Consider the following 23,439-nt stretch of genomic DNA (forward strand, 5'->3'; position numbering starts at 1 on the left):
AATGATATACACGACTATCCTTATATTTTTTATTTCTCTTCTTTCTACTTATTGGGTGAAAAAAACCGCCATAAAGAGGCAACTTTTAGACATCCCTAACCATCGGAGCTCACATTCAGTTCCGATTCCAAGAGGAGGTGGCTTGGCGATAGCTATTGTCTGGTATGTTTCACTGGCAATATTTTTTATACTGGGAAAAATAGAAGCACGTTTGTTTTGGGCTTTGCTCACGGGAATGATCTTATCAATTGTAAGTTTTGTGGATGACCTTAAAAGCCTAAGTCCCAAAATCAGAATGGGGACGCAGATAATTACAGCAATTCTAGCATTGTTAGCTTTGGGTGGTTCGAGGATTGTTGATCTGGGGTTTGTTCAATTAGATAATATATATGTATTTACATTGCTTTCAATTCCTTTTATAGTGTGGTTTATAAATTTGTTTAACTTTTTAGATGGTATTGACGGTTATCTTGGAATGGAGGGCGTTTTCATATTTATAGCGCTTTGGTTTTTTACCGGAAATACAGTATTGCTGATTTTTGTGGCAGCGATTTTAGGATTCCTTATTTTGAACTGGCCAATGCCTCAAGCAAAAATTTTTTGTGGCGATGTTGGAAGCACATTAATAGGTTTTAATGTAGCAGTATTTGCGATTTATTTACAGAGTACATCACAACTATCAATAGTTATTCCTTTAATCTTATCTTCATTATTTTGGTTTGATGCAACGTTAACATTGTTTAGAAGATGGCGAAACGGTGAAAAACTTAGTGAAGCTCATAGAAAACATGCTTATCAAAGGATTGTACAATACGGATTTTCGCATAGAAAAACCAGTTATTATGCACTGATGATAAATTCAATAATTTTTATTTTAGCGTTTATTGCTGCAAGTAACATAAAATATATTCTACTTTTTCTTATTCTGGATATTTTAATGTTGTGGGGGATAATAAAAATGATTGATCGAAGAAAGCCTTTCGAATAGATATATATTTTGCGTTTATAGAAAAAGTTTTAAAATAGACTTAATTATGGTAAAAATTACTCAAGTATTTGAAGTTTTAAAACAACATGGAATTACTTTCTTATTTAAAAGAGCATTAGCCCGGTTATTTGGTGAACAAATTAGTAATTATGAAGTGATAGAAGAATTATTTTCTGGTAAGTCAGGGTTAGAAGTAGGAGGTCCAAGTGGAGTATTTCGTGATGGAGGATATATTCCATTATATAAAATTGTGAAAGAATTAGATGGATGTAATTTTTCAAATACTACAATATGGGAAGGTAGCATTGAAAATGGTGAAAAATATGATTTTTATAAAGACAAAAAGGGAGTGCAGTACATTTGTGAGGCTGCCGATTTAAATCAGATTCCAGGTTTCAAATATGAGTTTGTAATATCTTCAAATTGTTTGGAACATGTCGCAAATCCTTTAAAAGCAATAAAGGAATGGCTTAGAGTTATGAAGAAGGATGGTTTGTTGTTGTTAGTACTGCCCAATAAGGACTATTGTTTTGATCATAATCGACCGATAACAAAATTCTCACATATGCTTGATGATTATGAGAATAACACAGGTGAGGATGATTTAACACATCTTGATGAGATATTAAAACTACATGACTTGAAAATGGATAAACCTGCTGGTAGTTTTGAAGAGTTTAAAGAAAGATCCCTAAAGAATTTTGAAAACAGAGCTCTACATCACCATGTATTTAATATTGAAGTATTAAAGGAAATATTTGAGTATTTTAAAATGGACGTTTTACATACCGATGAAGGAAGAGAACATATTATTTTAGGAAGGAAAAAAATTGAATAAAACGTCTATACTTGTATTTATAAGGACTACTTATGTAGAAACATATTTCGATTTTGTGTTTTTTATCAAAAGAAATGGACTGATTGGAATTATTTGTTTTAAGTAATAAATAATGATAATTCATAAAAAAGCCCTCCCTATTTTGGGAGGGCTTTTCTTATTTGTAGAAATGGATAGCTTATTCTTCTTTTGCTTCAGCTTCAGGAGCATAAGCCATGGCTGCAAAACGCTGGTACGTATTGTAACGCCATTTTGCATTATCTTCTGCCGCTTTAAATAATTCCTGAGCAACTTCAGGGAATGATTTAAGCAGTGCAGTATAACGAACTTCACCTTTCAGGAAGTCCTGAAATTTATCCCATTGTGGTTCTTTGCTGTCGAAAACAAATGGATTCTTGCCTTCTTCTTCCATCTGTGGGTTAAATCGCCACAAGTGCCAGTAACCGCTTTCAACGGCCAGTTTGGTTTCATCCTGTGATTTACCCATTCCCTTACGCAGACCATGGTTAATACAAGGTGAGTAAGCAATAATCAGCGACGGACCTGGATAAGCTTCAGCTTCTTTCAGTGCTTTGAAATACTGAGCCTGGTTGGCACCCATTGCTACCTGGGCTACGTAAACATAACCATAAGTTGTTGCCATCAGACCGAGGTCTTTTTTACGGATGCGTTTACCCGAAGCAGCAAATTTGGCTACAGCACCAACAGGCGTTGATTTGGATGACTGACCACCTGTATTTGAGTAAACCTCTGTGTCCATTACAAGAATGTTTACATCTTCACCGGTTGCAATCACGTGATCCAGACCTCCGTAACCGATATCGTATGCCCAACCGTCACCACCGAAAATCCATACTGATTTCTTAACCAGGTATTTCTCCAGGGCGAGAATTTCTTTGGCTACATCCGCTTTCTCATTTTTCAGAGCATCAATTACAGCTTTTGAAACCAGCCTTGTTTTTTCACCGTCTTCTTTGGCTTCAATCCATGCTTTGAATGCTTCCTTGGTTGTTTCGCCTACATTGTAAAGGTTTTCTGTCATCAGGCGTTCAATGCGGTTACGCAATTGTTTTACACCTTTCGCCATACCTAAACCATACTCTGCATTATCTTCGAACAATGAGTTTGCCCAGGCTGGTCCCTGACCTTCAGCATTTTTACAGTAAGGTGTTGCAGGAGCAGAACCACCGTAGATTGAAGAACAACCTGTAGCATTTGCTACCATCATGCGGTCACCGTATAACTGTGTGATCAGTTTAATATAAGGTGTTTCACCACAACCGGCACATGCACCTGAGAATTCGAACAATGGTTGTGCAAACTGTGAGTTTTTGACGTTGGTATATTTATCAAGCAGATTATCCTTAATCGTAACGTTTTTAACCAAATAATCCCAGTTATCCTGTTCTTTACGCTGTGATTCAAGTGGTTTCATGATCAATGCTTTCTCTTTTGACGGACAAACATCAGCACAGTTACCACATCCGGTACAGTCAAGTACAGTAACCTGAATTCTGTACTGTAATCCTAACAGTGCTTTTCCATTTGCTTTTTTACCTTCCAAACCTTCCGGTGCATCTGCCATTTCTTTTTCATCCAGTAAGAACGGACGGATAGCGGCGTGAGGACATACATAAGCACATTGGTTACACTGAATACAATTATCCATCTGCCATTCAGGCACGTTAACCGCAATACCGCGTTTTTCATATGCAGCAGTTCCGGCAGGGAAAGTTCCGTCTTCATAGCCTTTGAACGCTGATACAGGAAGATCGTCACCATTCTGAGCATTGATGGGCTCAACAATGTTTTTGATGAAATCCGGTATATCGCGGGAATCCTTCTCTTTTGTTACAGTCAGTTTTGACCATTCGGCAGGAACCTCAATTTTTGTAATATTCGTTCCACCGGCGTCAACTGCAGCAAAGTTCATATTCACAATATCCTCACCTTTTTTACCAAATGATTTTACAATCATTTTCTTCATTTCTTCAACTGCCTTATCGTAAGGAATTACATTGGCAATTTTAAAGAATGCACTCTGCATGATAGTGTTGGTACGGTTACCCAAACCAATTTCTTCAGCTAGAGCTGTTGCATTAATGGTATAAAAGCTGATGTTATGATCTGCCATATATTTTTTAATGTCGTTTGGCAGATGTTTTTTTGTTTCTTCCTCATCCCAGATTGAATTCAAAAGGAAGGTTCCTCCATCTTTCAATCCTTTCAGCATATCATACTGACCCAAATAGGCAGGAACGTGACAAGCTACAAAATCCGGCGTATTAACCAGGTAAGTTGAACGGATCGGTGTATCACCAAAACGAAGGTGAGACGTTGTAAAACCACCTGATTTTTTTGAGTCATATGCAAAATATGCCTGACAGAATTTATCAGTAGAGTTACCGATAATTTTAATAGAGTTTTTGTTGGCTCCAACAGTACCGTCCGAACCTAAACCGTAGAATTTACCTTCGAATGTTCCTTTAGGCGCCAATGAAATTTCTTTTCCCATTGGAAGAGAAGTGAAGGTAACATCGTCAACAATACCTACAGTGAACTGATTTTTAGGTTCAGTCATTTTAAGGTTTTCGTATACGGCTAAGATAGATGCCGGCGTTGTTTCTTTAGAAGAAAGACCGTAACGGCCACCAACAACAACCGGAGCATTTTCTTTTCCGTAGAACAGATTCTTAATGTCAAGATATAATGGTTCACCTTCTGAGCCTGGTTCTTTAGTACGATCCAGAACTGCAATACGTTTACAGCTTTTAGGGAACGCATTCATGAAATGTTTGGCTGAGAACGGACGATACAGATGAACGGCAATCAAACCAACTTTTTCACCTTTCGCTGTCAGATAATCAACGGTTTCACGAATGGTTTCTGTTACTGAACCCATGGCTATGATTACATTCTCTGCATCTTTGGCACCGTAATAATCAAACAAATGGTATTCACGTCCGGTGATTTTGCTGATTTTTCCCATGTAATCTTCAACGATATCTGGAACAGCAATGTAAAATGGGTTACAAGCTTCACGTGCCTGGAAATAAATATCCGGGTTTTCAGCTGTACCTCTTGTTACAGGATTCTCAGGATTTAAAGCACCGTCACGGAATGCCTGGAGAGCTTTCTGATCAAGGAGTGGGGCGAGATCTTCGTTACTCAGGGCTTCAATTTTCTGAATTTCGTGTGAAGTACGGAATCCATCGAAAAAGTGCAAGAAAGGAATTCTGGTTTTGATAGAAGCTAAGTGAGCCACACCGGCCAGATCCATAACTTCCTGTACCGAACCGGTTGCCAGCATGGCAAAACCAGTCTGGCGTGTTGCCATAACATCCTGGTGGTCACCAAAGATTGACAATGCCTGAGCTGCTAAAGAACGCGCTGATACATGGAATACACCTGGTAAAAGTTCACCGGCAATTTTGTACATATTAGGAACCATAAGCAGTAGTCCCTGAGAAGCAGTAAAAGTTGAAGTTAAAGCACCTGCCTGTAAAGATCCGTGCACTGCACCTGCAGCACCGGCTTCAGACTGCATTTCTTCGACACGTACAGTTTCCCCAAAAATGTTTTTTCTTCCGTTAGCGGCCCATTCGTCAACGTTTTCGGCCATATTAGAAGATGGGGTGATCGGGTAAATGGCGGCTACCTCGCTGAACATGTAAGCGATGTGAGCTGCGGCATGGTTACCGTCACATGTTAAGAATTTTTTGTTCTTTGCCATTTCTACAAATTTTAAAAGTTTATATGTTCTGTTTATTTTTATTAATATAAAAATCCAAATAACCACAATGGAACGATATTCTCATTCCCTTTTTCTATCATATCCACCGCGTAAATAATATCACTGTTTTTACCAGTCCCTTTAGCATCCTGAGATACATCAAAATTAATTTTCTGATCTACAATAAATGGATTCTTTAGCGTCCCGCTGTTTATTTTATGATCCTTGTGAAGCATGTTGTAAAGGAATGTTTCATTCAGGATTTGCGGGTTTGAATAATCCCTGTCAATGGCAAATGCCAGGTTTGTATTGTGCAGGTAAACCTTATCCGGTTTCTTAGGATAATCCTCATTAATAGGATAGAGCAGGTTTACCATGCGTGCATCCTTTAAATACTTAATGTAATTGCTTACGGTTGCACGGGATGTTTTAATCTGTGTACTCAGTTTACTGACATTAGGTGTTGCAGGAGCATCCTGTGATATCAAGTATAGTAGCTGCCGTAATTTAGGCAGATATTTCAGTTCAATCTGCTTCAAAAGTGTGATATCAATCTCCAGCATCATATTCATAGTTTTCAGAAGGTTCTCCGAAAAATTACTTTTTTCAAGGTAGAACGGATAGTAACCATGATGTAAATAATCCTGGAAGTAGGCGAGAGGCCTTACTTTTGAAGTAATGTCTTTTGCTAACTGTTTGTGATCCTTTAAAATAGTTTGCAGGTCGAATGCCGGAAATCCAAGTCCTGTTTTTTCATTTATATATTCCCTGAACGAAAATCCACGTAAATTGTACGAAGCAACTTTGCCATACAGGTCAGGATTTTCTTCTTTCAGACGCATGACACTTGAACCGGTAAATACGACTTTCAGCTCCGGATAGTTTTCATTAATGAACCTAAGTTCATGCGACCATTCCGGATATTTGTAAACCTGATCTATTAATAATATTCGTCCGCCTTTTTTGTAAAACTCATCAGCGAAATTAATAAGCGAGCGCTGAGTGAAATAAAAACTGTTGAGATTGATATAAAGACATGAACGCTCGTCGTTCAGATATTGACGGGCATGCGCCAGCAAAAAAGAGGTTTTTCCAACGCCACGACTTCCTTTAATTCCGATTAAAGGTTGCGACCAATCTATTTCCTGCATGAGAAGCCTCTCGACATGATAGTCAAGATTTTCAACCAAATACCGGTGTGTTCTGTAAAATGCGTCCACGTTTTAAAAATTGCACTGCAAAAGTATGGATTTAAATGGCATAATTGTAAAGTAGAGATTGCAATTTTTATGCAAAACTGTAATTTATATTTGATAAAAATAAACACAATATGGAAGGTGTATATGTTAAAATGTGTTTTATACTGTACAATTCAGAAATAATTGAAAGTATTCAGGTATTCCTGAAATGTAATATTTGATATCTTTATGTCCATAAATTAAAATCTTATGTCTTGGCTCCTGGTTCATGATTCTAAATTACTGTTGTACGGGTAGCACTTCTATGATTCCTCGCTTCACTCGGAAAGACAGGTATTGGAGGGCTTTTGAGCTGAAGGATGGGTTGATTTGCGAATCAGTCGCAAATCAACCCATCCTTCAGCCCCTTTTGAACCTAATAGACTGTCATTCTGAGCGTAATAAAATGAAGCGAAGAATTTATATGTATATTGATTTTTTACTAGGACAACAATGATGCTACATTATAAATTTTAATAAATGAAAAAATTAGTTTTACTCCTTTTAGTTTTTGTAGGTATAAGTGTTTCGGGACAGGAATACAACAGCACCTTATGGAAAATTAGTGGAAACGGTTTGGAGCAACCGTCTTATTTGTTTGGCACTATGCATATAATGCCTAAAAAACTGTTTAATATTTCGAATAAAACAAAAGAGCTGATTGAGAGCTGCGATGTGATAACATTTGAAGTCAATATGTTTGATCTTTCATTTTCAGAAAAACTGAGTTTAGCTTCTAAAATGTACCTTAAAAATGGATCTACCCTGGAACAACTTATGAACAGGGATGAGTTTACAGCATTGGTTGATTTTGCCAGGGACACGTTAAGAATTAAGGAAAGGAAATTTATGAAGAGATATAACCGGTTAACTCCTTTTGCTTTAAATTCTCTATTTATAGCAAAATATATTGGTAAATATAAAATGTATGAGCAGGAGTTTTATAAGCTGGCTAAAAAGAATAAAAAGGAAATTACTGAACTGGAAACAATGGCTTTCCAGTTAAGCCTTGTCAGTGATATGCCTTTTGAAACGCAGGTTGAGTATTTTCTGGATGTTACAGAAATGTCAGAGTTATACGACCTGATCAATTTATACAGGAAACAGGATCTCGATGCCATTTATGATCAGTCGGAAGAAGAAGCCGAACAGGATAAGGAGATGCAGACTTTCATGAAAAAGTTTCTGGTTGACCGTAATGCTGACTGGATTCCGAAGATTGTTTACCAGATAAGTCAGCATTGTTCATTTATCGCTGTTGGTGCAGCTCATTTGCCCGGAAAGGAAGGGGTGATAAACCTTTTAAGAGAACAGGGCTATACTGTTGAACCTGTAGCTCAGTAAGCGGAGTTTCTATGTTGCTTTTAATATTTTAAGCAGACGTTCCCACGATTTATCTCTGGCTGTTTTGTTTTCTGCAGATCCTTTCGGGTCATCTCCCTGACGCATATAGGCATGACCAGCTCCTTCGTAAATCACATAGTCATAGCTTTTTCCAGCTTCCTTCATTAATTTCTCAGTTTCAGGAATCCCTGCATTGATGCGTTGATCGTTTCCACCATAAAATCCATAAACCGGAGCAGCAATTTGTTTAATACCTTTTTTGTCCGGTGCACTTCCGTAAAATACCAGGGCTGCTTTAATATCATGATTGTACGTTGCCATTCTGAAGCTCTGAGTTCCGCCCCAGCAAAAACCAATAACAGAAGTCTTTCCGTTTCCAGCCGGGATTTGTGACGCATACTTCTGTACGGCATTCAGATCATTCATTACCTGATCAGGTGTCAGAGCATAAATAGCGTTCCTGGCTTCATCAGAGGACTTGAAGTCAGACGTTCTGCTGAGTGAAGGACCAAAATCAGACAGCAGATCCGGTGCTATCACAATAAATCCCTTTCCGGCAAGCTGATCTGCAAAGCTACGTACCCAGTCCGTTAAACCACGGTTTTCATGAATGGCAATAACGACGGTGGCTTTTTTTGATGTTTCAGGATAAACTACAAAACAGTTCACGTCACGGTCACCTGATTTGACCTTTATCCATTCCTGATGCCGCGGTGATGCATCCAGTTCCTTCAATGCAAAATCCTGAGCATGCATTGTTAAGAGGGGAAATGACGCCAACAAAAGAATAAATATTCGTTTCATCCGTTTAAAATTTTCAAGTTTGGGAAAATAATACTTTAAAATTTGAGAACGGATGTAACCGCTCCGCTCTCACATGAACTTATTTTAATCATGCTTATTTGTCGAATTTCTGATTAAAAAAGTTCATGCTCGCTTCATACCAATTCAATTTACGTTATAACAAATTTTAAACTGAATGGTTGATTGAAGGTAAGCTAAGTCGGCAGCAAAGTTCTTAATGTCAGGGAGAAAGCATCTGTTGGCAGAACAATAGAATTATTTGACGGACATCAGCGTAAATTGTATTTTGGCTTTACCCAATAACTTTTAAAAAAATCAGAGCCAGATATAAACGACCACAAACAGAATACCTGCCAGGGCAAACCAGGCGCCTCGTCTGGCAAATCCATTTTTGCCGCGTACCATAATCAGACCCGATATCGCCAGGAATATGAGTGCTCCGGCAAAAATATCAGACGGTGTAGTCCAGAATTTTTTTTGATTGTAATGCAGTTTATTGAAAAAGAAAATAACAGGTTTTTTCTTATAAAATTCAAACCAGAGTTCTCCACTTTGGTAATTGTAAAACCCAACACCTCCTTTTAAAAATAACTGATATCCTGTTTCCTGCGGTAATACCTTATTAATTGTGTATTCAGGATAGCTTTTCCCAAAATCGGCGGCAAAACGGTCAACAGTTAATGAGTTCTCAAACTTATCCTGTACTAAAACAGTCTTATAGGCCGGATCAACGCCCTGCTTTTTATGGTTCAGGATAATGCCCGATATACTGTAAACAATGGTAATTCCGACCAGAAAATAACCCAGATCGCGGTGAAGGATTCTGAGCCATTTTCTGATCCATTTATTAGTCAGCCACTTCATACGAAATACCTTCGGCATAATAGGTGGCGTAATAATCTTTGCCGTTATTTTTCATCCACTGACGCATCTGGTTGATATTCTGCATCTCAATGCTGCAGTTCTCTCCATCAGCTTCTGCATCTTCCGGATGTTTTTCCAGTACAGCAGCTTCTTTTTGTTGAATATCGTCTGCAGTTAAGCGGTCTTCTTTAATGATACATTTAACCTTAAGGTTGGATCCCACCAGTTCCTTGCCGAAACTTTCAATATCACCAGCTGCCTCTATGCGGATTGATTGTTCTCCTGTGGAATCAATAAGAAAAGCTCTGCGGCCGGAATGTGAGCATACATGGTCAACAGTACCTGAAACAATTACGACTTTATCGACATTTTGATCCAGTGAACCAATCAGTTCATTTACATTTACTGTTTTAACTTCAGCTTCAGCTTTGGATTCTTTAGATTTAGTGTTGCACGCAAACAAAGCAACAGCCAAAAGGGTTAAAATAAAGGTCTTTTTGTACATGGTGTAAAATTTTATTCAGGGACGAAAATAGTAAAACCTTTTGATATAGCAGCATCATATTCCGCAATTGAAAACCTGACACTAAAAGATCATTAATCTGAAGATTCGGAAAGTATTAATCTCTGTACCGGAGATTTACAATTCAGGCTGGTTTGGATTACATTTGTATTGATATAAAATGATGAAATGATAACAGGTAAATCAAATAAACTATCTACAGCACTTGTGCAACTGACACTGGCTTTCAACGGTTCCCCCGGCAGGTTGTTTGCGCTTAGGATGACCGTTTCCATGGCATTGCTGTCAATTCCTTTTATCATTATTGGAAAGCCATTTTATGGTGTTACACTGGCTTTAGGGGCAGTGGCAGCAGGTCTTTCAGAAACGGATGATCATCCGAGAGGACGTATAAAAGCACTGACTCTCACTGTTATAAGTTTTTTCGTTTCAAGTTTTGCCGTAGGCCTTTTGAACAATAATCCTTTCTGGTTAGGTGCAGGATTTATTTTGTCTACCATTTTATTTATTCTTCTGGGAGGAACCGGAGAACGATACCGGGCAATCACATTCGGATCAATACTTATCGGTATTTATGCGATGCTGGGAATTGAAATAAGTCCCGCCTGGTACTGGCAGGCAGTATTGCTTCCAGCAGGAGCATTATTCCATGGCCTGTTAACACTCATCCTGATGTACCGAAAACCTTTTCGACTACTCGATGAACAGATGTCCAACGGATTTATTAACCTTTCGGTCTATCTTGAAAAGAAATCAGGGTTATTTCCGAGTAATTTAAAAGACCAGCAGCCTATAAACCAGGAGCTGGCACTATTGAATATCAGCGTGGTTAATTCGCTTGAAAAAATCAAGGATGTGCTGAACAGCTACGGCAGAGAACTCAATACACCGGAACAACTTCGTCCTTATCTCCAGCGTTTTATGGTATTGCAGAGTTTGCATGAGCGTGCAGCTTCAAGCCATGAACAGCATGACAAATTAAGTGGTGAAGCCGGAAGCCCGGAGGTGATGAGTGCCATGGGAGAAATGCTGCGGCAGTTGTCGTATGCTACAAGGCAGGTTGGTGAGAAAATGCTCACCGGCACAAAATATCAACATCCGCTTGCACTGGAACTGATTTCAAAAGCTATTGATGAGAAACTGAAAACAATGGATGCAGAGAGGGCTCAGGCACTTCGCCTGTTGCATCATAATCTTGATCGTTCTCAACAGGCTCTTAAATACCTCGATAACACTGAAGAGGGGAGTGCTGTTCCCCGGTTAAGAAAAGATGAAAGGAATCCATTTCAACGGTTTAAGGCTCTGCTGACTTTTGAACATCCCCGCATGCGTTATGCTATCCGACTAAGCATGAGTTTTCTGATTGGGTTTTTTATTGAGCGATATTTTCAACTGGATAAAGGAGCCTGGGTCATGCTGACCAGTTTGTTTGTAAGTCAGATAACCTATAGTGAAACGCGCCGCCGTTTATTTCAACGTTTACTGGGAACTGCCAGTGGTGTTGTACTGGGTGTAATACTGCTGCAGGTTTTTACCAATACAGCAGCACAGGTTCTGATGATGCTTGGTTCGGCTTTTGCATTCTTCTATTGGGTCAGAAGCAGGTATTCTGTGGCAGTTGTTTTCATAACCACATTTGTGATCAGCGCATTTAACCTGATATCAAAAGATGCCGGAATGCACATTATGGTTCCACGTTTAATAGACACCATAATCGGTGCATCTATTGCATTTATCGTTATACGGCTGCTTTGGCCGGGATGGCAGTACAGGCGTATGCCGGGCCTGATTTCCAAAGCTTTGCTGAAGAATATGGCTTATCTCCGGGCTATAACAAATGAATATAATGTACATACAGAGGACGATCTGGAATATCGAATTGCGCGACGCGAGGCCCATCTGGCAGACAATGAGCTGGCGCTGGCTTGGAACAGCATGCGTCTTGAACCCAAAAGCAAACAAATGTCCATGCAGCAGGCTTTTACCCTTACTTACCTTAATCATGCTTTGTTATCGCATATTTCTGCCCTCGGAGCACACAGAGAGACCAGTTCGCCCGATTTAAATGAAATAAGAACTGTAAGTAACCGGGTGATGGAAGGTTTAAAGGAAGCAGGCCATTATTCTGAAACGGAACAACAGGGATTTTCTTCAGATCTTACAGTTCTGTTAAACGATTTGCAAGAGCAGTTATCAGCTTCTGAGTCAGGGCTGCAAAAACAGCGATTGAGGTTGCTGTATAACATTGCAGGCACCACCGAGAAAATTGTCTGTGAAATTCAGTCGCAGTAGGGTTAAAAACTTATTGCTAAACTTGAGAGCATAAAAAAACCTCCCGAAAGCCGGAAGGTTTTTTCTTATGGTGTTGTTTGGAATTAGTCAAGTTGAGGACCTGCAGCAACCAATGCTTTACCTTCTTCGTTATCAGTGTATTTAACAAAGTTTTTAATAAAGCGTGAGCCAAGATCTTTAGCTTTTTCTTCCCAATCTTTAGCATCAGCATATGTATCACGAGGATCCAGAATATTAGGATCAACCCCGGGTAATGCAGTTGGTACTTCCAGATTGAAAATAGGAATTGTTTTTGTTTCAGCTTTTTCGATAGAACCATCGAGAATAGCATCGATGATACCACGTGTATCTTTAATAGAGATACGTTTTCCTGTTCCATTCCATCCTGTGTTTACCAGGTAAGCTTCTGCTCCGTGTTCTTCCATCTTTTTAACGAGTTCCTCACCGTATTTAGTTGGGTGAAGTGAAAGGAAAGCAGCACCGAAACAAGCTGAGAAGGTAGGCTGTGGAGATGTTACACCACGTTCAGTACCAGCCAGTTTAGCTGTAAATCCTGAAAGGAAATGGTATTTTGTCTGTTCTTTGGTCAGTTTTGAAACAGGAGGTAATACACCGAATGCATCTGCAGACAAGAAAATTACCTTGTTGGCGTGTCCTGCTTTTGAAACCGGCTTAACAATATTATTGATATGGTAAATCGGATAGGAAACACGTGTATTCTGTGTTACAGATCCATCGTTAAAATCGATTTTACCAGCTTCATCTACCGTCACATTCTCAAGCAGTGCATTTCTTTTGATTGCACCATAAATATCCGGTTCAGCTTCAGGATCAAGATTAATTGTTTTAGCATAACATCCACCTTCGAAGTTGAAGATACCGTCATCGTCCCAACCGTGCTCGTCATCACCGATAAGCTCACGTTTTGGATCTGTGGAAAGTGTTGTTTTTCCGGTTCCTGATAAACCGAAGAAAATAGCCACGTCACCATCTTTACCTTTATTGGCAGAACAGTGCATCGAAGCCATACCGTTTAACGGCAGGTAGTAGTTCATCATGGCAAACATACCTTTCTTCATTTCACCACCATACCATGAACCACCAATAACCTGCATTTTTTCCGAAAGGTTAAATACAGTATATACTTCTGAATTTAATCCGTGCTCTTTCCACTTTGTATTAGTGGTTTTAGAGGCATTCATTGATACAAAATCAGGTTCACCATAGTTGGCCAGTTCTTCTTCTGTTGGACGAATGAACATGTTTTTTACGAAGTGTGCTTGCCATGCCACTTCCATTATAAAGCGTACTTTTAATCTTGAATCAGCGTTTGCTCCACAGAATGTATCCATTACGAATAATTTCTTGCCGGAGAGCTGCTCAACAGTTGTTTTTTTAAGATCGTTCCATACCTCTGTAGAAACAGGTTTGTTATCGTTAGGAGATCCGGGAGTGGTCCACCACATGGTATCTTCTGTTGTTGCATCTTTTACAATGTATTTATCCTTAGGAGAACGTCCGGTGAAGATACCGGTCATCACATTCACCGCATCCAGTTCTGTAAGCTGACCTTTTTCAAATCCTTCCAGACCCGGTTTCATCTCTTCTTCAAACAACTGCTCGTACGATGGATTATGGACGATCTCCTTGACGTCCAGGATGCCGTACTTGCTTAAATCTAAATTTGCCATAGCTCTTAATCGTTTTTTATGTTAATAATTGTTCTATCCGGTTATAAAATACGCCCTGTTTGAGCGGTTACAAAAATAGAAAATATTTTAATTATGGAAATATTTCTTTAATCTTTTTGCTTTATTTAAAATTCGTATGAATAATGAGGACCTTATGGTTCGAACAGTTTTTTAAGGTCACACAAAAATATAATTTTTAAGTTCTTAACCTATTAATTTAATAGTTAATATAGAAATATAATTACATTTGTTCAATTAACATTACTTATAAATATGAACCTTATAGATAAGGATGCTTTGCAAAAGTACATGGGTGGGCCACTTAAAAATCCGCTCATATTCAATATTGCTTACCAGGCTTCAGGTTTTTCTAAAATAAACAGGATTTATAAAAAATACATGGTGAACCAAACCGGATTGAATTTTATAGATGCTTCTTTTGAAACACTGAATATTAAATATGTATGTCCTGAAAACGATCTGAAACATATTCCTAAGACAGGTCCTTTTATTGTTATTTCCAATCACCCATATGGTTTTCTGGACGGATTGATTCTGATCAGAATTTTCGCAGAACGTTTTGAGGGATTTAAGGTGCTTGCCAATTATTTTTTAAGATTGTTTTCTCCTATTGCCGATTATTTTATTGAGGTTGATCCGTTTACACTGGGCACACACACCAATAAAAAAGGGGTAAAAGGTGCATTGCAACATTTGGAAGATGGTCATCCTATTGGTATTTTTCCTTCCGGAGACATTACCACAAGGTCGCGGAAGCGTAAGTTTGTAAGCAGTACGGAATGGAATCTGGCATCGATAAAACTGATAGAAAAAGCCGGGGTTCCGGTAATACCGGTTTACTTTAGTGGTAAGAACAGCCGACTGTACAAAATTACAGAACGGATAAATCCGATTCTCAGATCGATATCACTTCCCCGGGAATTTCTAAGAAAAAAAGATGAGGAAGTCTTCTTTAGAATTGGGATGCCTATAAAGCCCGAAGATTATATTAAATCGGATACACCGGCAACGCGCGATTTTCTTCATTCTACGGTCAATGCGTTAAAATATTCATCTCCCGAAGACAAAAGAATATTAAAGCTGAACCTGAAATTCAGGGTTAAAAAGCCGGAGCCAATTATTCTCCCGGTTGATCCGGAAGTTCTGGAAAAAGAAATATTTGCACTACCGGCAGAACATAAGCTTATGTCCCGGAATGAGTTTGATGTGTACTATGCATCTAAAGATCTTATCCCAAATGTTTTAATGGAAATTGGCCGTTTAAGAGAGATTACCTTTCGCGAAGTTGGAGAAGGTACAAACCGGTCTTTTGATCTGGATGACTATGATACTTACTACGATCAGTTGTTTGTGTGGAACCGTGTAGAAAAGGAATTGCTTGGTGGTTACAGATTGGGCAGGGGTGACATAATTATAGAAAAATATGGTAAGAAGGGGTTTTACATTACGTCGCTGTTTGATGTGGATGACGAGATGATTCCCGTTTTTTCCCAAACCATTGAAATGGGACGTTCCTTTGTTGTATCAAAATACCAGAAGAAGCCACTGTCGTTATTTTTGCTTTGGAACGGGATATTGAAATTTGTGCTCAAACATGATTCTCAGCGTTATCTTATGGGGCCTGTGAGCATCAGTAACGATTTTTCGCAATTCTCGAAGGAATTGATCATGTCCTTTATCAGAAAGTATTATTTCAATACTGAACTGGCAGCATATATTCATCCTAAAATGGAATTTAAAGTCAGTGGCTTTCGTGAACATGAGGTTGAATCTATTCTGGATCAACATAAAGATGATTTGAAAAAGCTGGATAATTACATTTCAACACTCGAAATTCAGGGCATGCGTATTCCTGTTTTGATCAAGAAGTATCTGAGTCAGAATGCAAGGGTGGTTGGCTTTAATGTTGATCCTGATTTTAATTATTCTCTGGACGGTTTGATGATTTTGGATATCAATGAATTGCCTCCTGAATCACTTGAGATCTTTAATTCGTGATATAGACATAAGACACAAGATATTGGACGTAAAAAATGCAAATTTCATGCAAATCGTTATTTTTGTGAATCAGAAAAATAATGTTACCGCATTCGGATAATTTGATCCCGGTACCAGATCGTTTAAGCAATGACCTTTAATAAGACTACTACATATGCATTGATGATTCTTACACACATGGCTAAACACCCTGATGTGAATGTCTCAGCAACGCTTTTAAGTAGGGAACTGAAAATTCCACTTCAGTATTGCAGACGTATTTTAACCGATCTTACCAATAAAGATTTATTACGAAGTATCCATGGCCGTAAGGGAGGATTTGTCCTTGTGAGACCAAGTGCAGAGATTTTTGTTTCGGAAATAGTGGAAGCTTTTGAAGGATTCACCAACGTGCACCGCTGTATCATGGGGTTTGAAAACTGTCCTGTAGAGAAAGGCTCACATTGTGTTCTGCATACTTCTTTCGACAGTGCCCGGAAGCAGTTTGTTTCAATTTTAAGAAATACAACACTGGATAATTTTATCCTGGATGATGGTGCTATTTCCTGATTCTGTAAATTAAAACATCCTTTGCTTCAACTTCATGATTTATTCTTAAAAATCGTTTTTGGGCAAATTCAATATCGGTTGAACCAAAATTAAAACTGATTTCTTCTCCCTTGCAATGGCATAAACCTTTCAGACCGGACATTTCTTTTGCATCTTCCGGAATTTCAAGATTTACTACTTTTATTTCATCCGAGAAATTGCAGATAAAGATCAGAACCTCTTCTGTTGTGTATCTCAAAAAGGAATAGATGCTGTAACTGTCATATTCAGGATTATCTTTATTTGCCCACTGAAGACCATAGAACATCCCTTCAGAAACGCACTTTTCGGTTCTGGCAAAATTCAAAATATCGACATATAACTGGCGCAATCTTTTTTGCTCATCCGTTAACTGTCCACCGTCAAATTTTCCGTTATTCATCCAATTCTGTTGCGATTTAACGCCCCAATAGTCAAATATGGTTGTCCGGCCGTCAAATCCGCTGAACCCTTCAGCATCTGCAGCAGTTTCACCAAGCTCCTGTGCAAAATAATGCATATATGGTCCGGGATTCAGGCAGGTGGAAATTACAAGGGCGGGAATGATTGTAAACGGATCTTTAATAAAGAAATCAGAAGCTATGCGTTGTTCGTCATGATTCTCCAAAAAGTTGAGCATATGTTGTTTAATGTCATCAATGTCCTGCCAACACTTTGTAATATCGGTAGCGGATTGTTTTCCCTGCAGTACTCCTTTTAATGTATCATACAGGCCAACTTTATCGTATAAAAAGTCAAATTTACCTTTGTTGATATATTCCCTGTACAGCTGAGGATTATATACTTCTGCTATAAAGATAACCGATGGGAATCTTGACTTAATTTCAGGGATGACCCATTCCCAGAATTCAACAGGAACCATTTCTGCCATATCACACCTGAAACCGTCAATTTCTTTACTGGCCCAGAATGTAAGTACTTCCAACATTTTATACCATGTATTCGGAATGGGTGAGAAATGTTTTGCATGTCCGTTTAAGTAATCCACACCGTAATTCAGTTTTACCGTTTCGTACCAATCATGATCACCCGGATTGGCAGAAAAACAGTCATTGCCTGTAACTTTAGCAGGAAACTCAGAATAGACATCTGGTTGATATGCGTCAGGAATATTTGGTAGACGTAATAACTGACCCGGGATATAATAAAAATTATTGTTAGGATTAAAAGCATCGGACTGGTTGTCGTGTTCACCAAAGCAAAATACACTTTCTGGTTTTGAATCTGATTTATAACCTCTCGAAACATGATTCGGAACAAAGTCGATAATTACTTTTAATCCCGCTTCATGTGTGCGTTGAGCCAGGTTTTCAAATTCTTTCATTCTTTCCGGAATATTTTCTGCGAAGTCTGGACAAACGTCATAGTAATCCCTTATGGCATAGGGCGAACCAGCCTGGCCCTTTACAATTTCAGCAGGGGAGGCCTGAATTCCGAATTCCGGATATCCGGTCTTGCTTGCATGCTCAAGAATCCCGGTATACCAGATATGGGTTGTCCCCAGTTCTTTAATTCCATTAAATGCTTCGGATGTGAAATCGTTAAATTTTCCACATCCGTTCTCCCTAATGGTGCCGGAAGGTTTATTTGTATTATTTTTGTTTCCGAATAGTCTTGTAAATGCCTGGTAAATGATAAATTTTTCCATCCCTTAATTTTTATACAAAGTTATGGTAATAAACCTACAAAAATCTTTTAAAAACATGACTAAAATATTGCTTTTGATATTTTTTTGTGTCTCAGCCCCCAATATTTATGCTCAATTTGTGAATGCCGGCACGGATCGATCGTCGATTGACTGGAACAAAATAGAAACATTGCATTACATTGTAATTTATCCTGAGAATTATGAAAGTCAGGCTATTGAATACGCAATGAAGCTTGAAAAGGCGTATAAATACGTCAATTATTCGCTTGGTTTTGAACCTAAAAAATTCACTTATGTGCTACGCACACATTCTGCTGTTGCCAACGGTATGACGGCTGTGGCACCTAATAAGGTAGAATTATGGACCAAGCCTTATCAGGACAGTTACGGGCAGGCCTGGGATGAACAACTGATTTTGCACGAAGGCAGACATGTGGTTCAGTTTACCAGTATGTACAGGGGGGCATCCAAACTTCCCATCTGGTTGACCGGACAAATGGGATATTCTTTCCCTGTTGGCTTATATATCCCAAACTGGTTTATGGAAGGTGATGCGGTTGTTACTGAAACAGCACTTTCAGACTACGGACGGGGAAGACAAGCTTCCTTTGAAAAGGAAATGCGGGCATATTTTCTGCAAAAAGGAAATCCGGGATACGATAAGATGATTCTTGGATCGTACCGGGATTTTATACCTGACCATTATGCTACCGGCTACCAAATAGTAGCTGCTAACAGGGTTTTTCGTGATCCTGACATATTTAAAACAAAGCTGGATAAAATTGCCCGGTACCCATGGTATATATGGCCCTTTTCAAGGCGCAGTAACGGTTTAAAGGATACACGGAAGTTTAAATATTACAAATATGCTGCAGATACCCTTATGGAATTATGGAAAGCACAGGATCAACTCGTAAAAGCTGATCAGCCGGATATAATTTACACGTCAAAGGATTATTCAGGTTTGGAATACATAACAGAAGAGGGATCTGATCTTTACGCATATCAAAGTAATCTGAGCCGCGTGCCTCAGATCGTGAAAATTGACACATCCGGTTTTGTGGTACCTGTTTTATCGCTGGGGTACAACAATGGAAAGTATTTTGATGTTAAGGATCATAAGTTGTTGTATACTCTTGAAATGCCGAATGCAAGATGGGAGCAGGAAAGTCAGCAGGCTGTTTATGTATATGATATGCAAAAGTTCAAGAATAAAAGGTTGACGCATTACAACAGCTATTACAGTCCGGTATTTAATCCTGTAAAGGATCAGATTGCTGCAGTAGAAATGAATGATCTGAATGGTTGTAATCTGGTAATCCTTAATCCGCAGAATGGCAGCATAATTAAGCGGCTTAAAAATGATAATAACGGGTATATTATTACTCCAAAATGGACTCCGGACGGAAAGTCACTGGTTTATATCAAAATCACAGATGGTGGCAAAATACTGTGCCGGAATGATTTTAAAGAGGAGAAGATTTTATTTGGGCCCGATAATATGGATTTCAAGCATCCTTATGTGACAGGCGAATATGTATTTTTTTCAGGGGATTGGTCCGGAATAGAAAATATCTACCAGATACCTCTTACCGGAGGAGAACCTGTACGTATTACTAATTCAAGGTTTGGGGCAATATCACCTACTTTTATTGATGGGGATCTGGTGTATCTGGATTATACATGGAAAGGAAATGAGGTTGTCAAACAAAATGACAATCAGATGCTTAATCAAAACCTTACAGAGGTGCCCAATTATGCCCCTAACCTTTACCGAAATCTGGCTGAAATGGAGTTAGGTAAAGTTGATTTCAAAGAAAAAGATTCAACAGAATACAGCATTAGCCGGTACAATAAATTTGCACATCAGTTTAATTTTCACAGCTGGATACCTGGTGCTGCCTATCAACTTGGAGGGCAGGCATATTTACCCGGTGTGTCATTGCTGTCCCAAAGCATGCTGAATGATGCAACAATGTCGGTTGGAATTAATTTTGCGTCGACCAACAAAGATGAAAAGTTTTACTTTAACTACATCTACCGCGGTTTTCTTCCTGTGATTCATTTTAACACCTATTATGGTGCATGGAACCAAAACATTTTAGTTATAGATGAAACAGGATACGGGTATAATGTGAGTACAGATATCAATGCCTTGCGGTTCGAGGGCAAGGTAGAATTCCCGTTTGTCTTCAGGCATCTTTCAGAGTATATTACATTATCTCCTTTTATCTATGGTAGCTATGCATCAGACAGGTATACATTTCAGAATACCGGTTCAATGGAATTTGACAAAGGCCAGGGAACCAGAACATTTTATGGTATTGGATTGTATCATTCCTGGTTGAAACAAAACGCTTACCGGAACCTAAAAACAAACTGGGGATATGAAATTACGGCAATCCTGCAAAAATTTGATAGGCACTATAAAATGTCAGGCTCTGAAGATTCTCAAATATATTCAGGAGCTGAAGTCAGCTTTTATCTGCCTGGATTTGAAGTAAATCATAGTCTTCAACTGAACCTCACTTTTCTGCACCTGAGTAAGGATCAACCATACGGAATGGTATTTACACAACCCTTATCCATGCCAATAGGATGGAGTAAACTAACAAATTCCGGATATGGCAAGGATAATTACCGCATAGGTTTTGAATACCTGTTTACCCTGGCAAATGCGGATGCAGAAATATTTTGGCTGGCATATCTTAAACGATTAAATTTCGGCGTTTGGGCTGATCTTGGACAGTTTAAATTCAGTCGTGATGAATATGAATATAATGCTCTGGGTGGAACGATGTATATAGATATGAATCTGTTCCGTTATCCAATTGAATGGAAAGTAGGAGCCAAAGTCGGCTATTCTTTTAGCCATCAGGATTATGTAATAGAAGGGATTTTTAACTTTGGATTTTAATCTGTTTTTTCAAGAACGAGAACAACTTTATTAAAGTCCGCAGCGGCATTTACAACTCTTCTGAAAGCTTCAAATTGTTCTATGGGAGCCAGCAGGTCTTTATAAAACTCATGGATTTTAATTGTATATGTATTGACGGAATATTCCACTTCAGATATAAATCCATAGGGCGCATCTTCTTCTTTGGAACTTACCACATTAATAATGCCTGCTTCAGGATTGGATATTTTATAACCCTCTGGAACATTAAACGTTAAGATTCTGTCGTAGCTGCGGTTAAATTGGTTTTCAACGGGAAGTGTACGTTCTGCTTCCTGGTATAATTCCGCCTGAGGCCCAATAACCATCCCCATTTTAAATAAGATTTTATTTCCGGCATTTTCAATTAATCTGGGAGTAGAGACTTTACAGTTAAATCCGAATTCATTTTGATATTTGTTATTATTCTGATCGATTATTTTAAAATCGGAAAATTCAGGATTTAAATCATCCAAACCTGAGAGATTTTTAAATGTGCTTAACTTTTGGTCTTCATCCATCGATGATAAAATAAGTTCAAAGTATCCACCTGATAACCCTTTTAACTTTTTTGTCAGATCAATATTAACCTTATTGTTTTCAACATCAAGTGTAATATCAGATATGATATTATTTTGGTTATCCAAATAAGAGTTCTCTTTAATGTATTTAATATCGGCAACGGCAGAATGAAAATTACCTACACTTACTTTACGAATGAATAGTGCATTTTGAGCCATAACATCTTCTTTGGTTATGCCCACTCTGAGAAAAGGCGTGGATGGGGTCAGATATAAATCATATTCCGGGAAATAAATGAGATAGGTCGTAAGGTAATTCCAGCTGGGAAAGGATTCGTCAAATTTTACATTATCTCTTTCACATGTTAGTACAACATTATAAGGTATGTTGAGCTTTGTAAAAATGTTAGCATATAATTTGGCAAGACCTTTATCCGACGAGACCTTTTCACCAATAGTAAAGGTCAGATCGTTATAAATATAGCTGTTCTGCTCCTGGATGAGAAAATCCTTTTTTATGATGTTTTCCACGGCAATGATTTTATCTATATTTTCGCCATTGGGTACTTTAAGCTTTTTTATAAATTTTTCCAGAGCTGCTTCTTCTTTTTTATTCAGGTTTGAAAACTGGTTGTTAATAATTTTAGCTGCAATATCCCAGGTATTTAATTGATATTTTCCTTTAAACAGGTTTCTGTCGAGACGATATTCAACCCGAACTTTATTGGGATTCAAATACGAAAAGAGTTCAGAATTTATTGCCGGAATATTTTCTCCGGTTAAGGAATAATAAACGGTACTATCTTTTATTTCCGGTTCACTTTGCGTCATGTGACCATTATAAGGTTTTATTAGGTATCGCAACTTTTCTGGGCATGTAAGACTGTAGCTCGCCTCTAATACAGGGAAGCCGAATTGAAAGTAATTTCGTCCAAAGGATTCTGCTTCTTTTTTCATCACGGTAAAATATTCTACCGTATTACCTTCTTCTATACCATCAACAGCGAAGATCTTATATTTTTTCCCGGTTTCCTCATCTGTTATTTCTCTTATGTTGGACTTGTCAAATTCCTTTATTGTACCATCGGAGGAAATTGTCCGTGCCTTTATGGTTATATATTCAAGTACGGACTCATCATACATATAGTATTTATTAAAACTCTGAATGGATTCTTCATTCAGGATGCGATATACTTTATGTTCTGTTTCGTATGCATAAAGGTTTCCATCATCTCCGTGTCTGAAGTCATATGCTATATTCAGGTTCAAACAAATAACATTTTCGTTCATCAAAGAATCCGGTAGTGTTTTGTAATCCGGTGAAGTTTCCCAATCGGTGGTTTCAAATCCTTTTGCCTGAGCAATTATCTGTGATGCCAAAAACAGTAAAAGAAATAATTTTTTCATAGTCGT

At 38.4% G+C, this 23,439-nt stretch carries 15 protein-coding genes; 7 read left to right on the forward strand and 8 right to left on the reverse strand.

Annotation, left to right across the window (positions count from 1 at the left end; all coding sequences use genetic code 11):
* The first annotated feature begins 1 nt into the window (after position 1).
* Both ACE01N_RS05030 and ACE01N_RS05035 read left to right on the forward strand, forming a co-directional pair.
* Positions 2-988, forward strand: a complete 987-nt coding sequence (locus ACE01N_RS05030) for an MraY family glycosyltransferase (protein ID WP_380585445.1) — start codon at positions 2-4, stop codon at positions 986-988.
* A gap of 46 nt (positions 989-1,034) precedes the next feature.
* Positions 1,035-1,826, forward strand: a complete 792-nt coding sequence (locus ACE01N_RS05035; RefSeq protein ID WP_380585447.1) for a class I SAM-dependent methyltransferase — start codon at positions 1,035-1,037, stop codon at positions 1,824-1,826.
* 178 nt (positions 1,827-2,004) lie between these two features.
* Here the strand turns inward: ACE01N_RS05035 and nifJ are convergent, their stop codons facing one another.
* Both nifJ and ACE01N_RS05045 read right to left on the reverse strand, forming a co-directional pair.
* Positions 2,005-5,559 (reverse strand): pyruvate:ferredoxin (flavodoxin) oxidoreductase, encoded by a 3,555-nt coding sequence (gene nifJ / locus ACE01N_RS05040; protein ID WP_380585449.1) that lies wholly within the window; start codon positions 5,557-5,559, stop codon positions 2,005-2,007.
* Positions 5,560-5,600: 41 nt separating this feature from the next.
* Complete coding sequence (locus ACE01N_RS05045) at positions 5,601-6,779, reverse strand: ATP-binding protein (RefSeq protein ID WP_380585451.1); 1,179 nt, start codon at positions 6,777-6,779, stop codon at positions 5,601-5,603.
* Positions 6,780-7,277: 498 nt separating this feature from the next.
* Here ACE01N_RS05045 and ACE01N_RS05050 point away from each other — a divergent pair, with 498 nt between their 5' ends.
* Positions 7,278-8,141: a TraB/GumN family protein gene (locus ACE01N_RS05050; RefSeq protein ID WP_380585453.1), complete on the forward strand. Its 864-nt coding sequence runs from the start codon at positions 7,278-7,280 to the stop codon at positions 8,139-8,141.
* A gap of 9 nt (positions 8,142-8,150) precedes the next feature.
* Here the strand turns inward: ACE01N_RS05050 and ACE01N_RS05055 are convergent, their stop codons facing one another.
* From ACE01N_RS05055 to ACE01N_RS05065, 3 genes are all read right to left on the reverse strand, one after another.
* Positions 8,151-8,945, reverse strand: a complete 795-nt coding sequence (locus tag ACE01N_RS05055; RefSeq protein ID WP_380585455.1) for a dienelactone hydrolase family protein — start codon at positions 8,943-8,945, stop codon at positions 8,151-8,153.
* Between the two features lie 315 nt (positions 8,946-9,260).
* Positions 9,261-9,827, reverse strand: a complete 567-nt coding sequence (locus ACE01N_RS05060) for a peptidase (protein WP_380585457.1) — start codon at positions 9,825-9,827, stop codon at positions 9,261-9,263.
* Positions 9,793-10,314 carry a hypothetical protein gene (locus tag ACE01N_RS05065; RefSeq protein ID WP_380585459.1) on the reverse strand — a complete coding sequence of 174 codons (522 nt, stop codon included), beginning with the start codon at positions 10,312-10,314 and terminating at the stop codon, positions 9,793-9,795. Before ACE01N_RS05065 ends, ACE01N_RS05060 begins: the two co-directional genes overlap by 35 nt.
* Before the next feature lie 186 nt (positions 10,315-10,500).
* Between ACE01N_RS05065 and ACE01N_RS05070 the strand changes: the two genes are divergently transcribed.
* Positions 10,501-12,624, forward strand: a complete 2,124-nt coding sequence (locus tag ACE01N_RS05070; protein ID WP_380585461.1) for an FUSC family membrane protein — start codon at positions 10,501-10,503, stop codon at positions 12,622-12,624.
* An 83-nt stretch (positions 12,625-12,707) separates the two neighbouring features.
* Here the strand turns inward: ACE01N_RS05070 and pckA are convergent, their stop codons facing one another.
* Positions 12,708-14,315 (reverse strand): phosphoenolpyruvate carboxykinase (ATP), encoded by a 1,608-nt coding sequence (gene pckA / locus ACE01N_RS05075; protein WP_380585463.1) that lies wholly within the window; start codon positions 14,313-14,315, stop codon positions 12,708-12,710.
* 273 nt (positions 14,316-14,588) lie between these two features.
* On the opposite strand from pckA, the gene ACE01N_RS05080 reads away from it, so the two are divergent.
* Together ACE01N_RS05080 and ACE01N_RS05085 are read left to right on the forward strand one after the other, a co-directional pair.
* Positions 14,589-16,334 carry a lysophospholipid acyltransferase family protein gene (locus tag ACE01N_RS05080; RefSeq protein ID WP_380585465.1) on the forward strand — a complete coding sequence of 582 codons (1,746 nt, stop codon included), beginning with the start codon at positions 14,589-14,591 and terminating at the stop codon, positions 16,332-16,334.
* Between the two features lie 129 nt (positions 16,335-16,463).
* Complete coding sequence (locus ACE01N_RS05085) at positions 16,464-16,883, forward strand: RrF2 family transcriptional regulator (protein WP_380585467.1); 420 nt, start codon at positions 16,464-16,466, stop codon at positions 16,881-16,883.
* Here the strand turns inward: ACE01N_RS05085 and ACE01N_RS05090 are convergent.
* Positions 16,873-18,570, reverse strand: coding sequence for an alpha-amylase family protein (locus ACE01N_RS05090; protein WP_380585469.1), 1,698 nt, complete (start codon positions 18,568-18,570; stop codon positions 16,873-16,875). The genes ACE01N_RS05085 and ACE01N_RS05090 overlap by 11 nt on opposite strands.
* Before the next feature lie 55 nt (positions 18,571-18,625).
* On the opposite strand from ACE01N_RS05090, the gene ACE01N_RS05095 reads away from it, so the two are divergent.
* Positions 18,626-21,487: a TolB family protein gene (locus tag ACE01N_RS05095; RefSeq protein WP_380585471.1), complete on the forward strand. Its 2,862-nt coding sequence runs from the start codon at positions 18,626-18,628 to the stop codon at positions 21,485-21,487.
* Here ACE01N_RS05095 and ACE01N_RS05100 read toward each other — a convergent pair.
* The gene (locus tag ACE01N_RS05100; RefSeq protein WP_380585473.1) at positions 21,484-23,433 is read right to left on the reverse strand and encodes a DUF3857 domain-containing protein; all 1,950 of its coding nucleotides are present in this window, start codon (positions 23,431-23,433) and stop codon (positions 21,484-21,486) included. The two genes, ACE01N_RS05095 and ACE01N_RS05100, sit on opposite strands and share 4 nt — an antisense overlap.
* Positions 23,434-23,439: the final 6 nt, after the last annotated feature.

Origin of the sequence: Quyinboa ferrireducens (genome assembly GCF_042436675.1) — a bacterium.
In the GTDB taxonomy this organism is placed as follows: domain Bacteria; phylum Bacteroidota; class Bacteroidia; order Bacteroidales; family UBA5342; genus JBHJHP01.

Bases quoted from the DNA above. Each gene is read 5' to 3' on its own strand.
- nifJ (WP_380585449.1), bottom strand. From the start codon at position 5,559: ATGGCAAAGAACAAAAAATTCTTAACATGTGACGGTAACCATGCCGCA.
- ACE01N_RS05035 (WP_380585447.1), top strand. From the start codon at position 1,035: ATGGTAAAAATTACTCAAGTATTTGAAGTTTTAAAACAACATGGAATT.
- ACE01N_RS05050 (WP_380585453.1), top strand. From the start codon at position 7,278: ATGAAAAAATTAGTTTTACTCCTTTTAGTTTTTGTAGGTATAAGTGTT.
- pckA (WP_380585463.1), bottom strand. From the start codon at position 14,315: ATGGCAAATTTAGATTTAAGCAAGTACGGCATCCTGGACGTCAAGGAG.
- ACE01N_RS05095 (WP_380585471.1), top strand. From the start codon at position 18,626: ATGACTAAAATATTGCTTTTGATATTTTTTTGTGTCTCAGCCCCCAAT.
- ACE01N_RS05085 (WP_380585467.1), top strand. From the start codon at position 16,464: ATGACCTTTAATAAGACTACTACATATGCATTGATGATTCTTACACAC.
- ACE01N_RS05100 (WP_380585473.1), bottom strand. From the start codon at position 23,433: ATGAAAAAATTATTTCTTTTACTGTTTTTGGCATCACAGATAATTGCT.
- ACE01N_RS05030 (WP_380585445.1), top strand. From the start codon at position 2: ATGATATACACGACTATCCTTATATTTTTTATTTCTCTTCTTTCTACT.
- ACE01N_RS05070 (WP_380585461.1), top strand. From the start codon at position 10,501: ATGATAACAGGTAAATCAAATAAACTATCTACAGCACTTGTGCAACTG.
- ACE01N_RS05065 (WP_380585459.1), bottom strand. From the start codon at position 10,314: ATGTACAAAAAGACCTTTATTTTAACCCTTTTGGCTGTTGCTTTGTTT.
- ACE01N_RS05055 (WP_380585455.1), bottom strand. From the start codon at position 8,945: ATGAAACGAATATTTATTCTTTTGTTGGCGTCATTTCCCCTCTTAACA.
- ACE01N_RS05090 (WP_380585469.1), bottom strand. From the start codon at position 18,570: ATGGAAAAATTTATCATTTACCAGGCATTTACAAGACTATTCGGAAAC.
- ACE01N_RS05080 (WP_380585465.1), top strand. From the start codon at position 14,589: ATGAACCTTATAGATAAGGATGCTTTGCAAAAGTACATGGGTGGGCCA.
- ACE01N_RS05060 (WP_380585457.1), bottom strand. From the start codon at position 9,827: ATGCCGAAGGTATTTCGTATGAAGTGGCTGACTAATAAATGGATCAGA.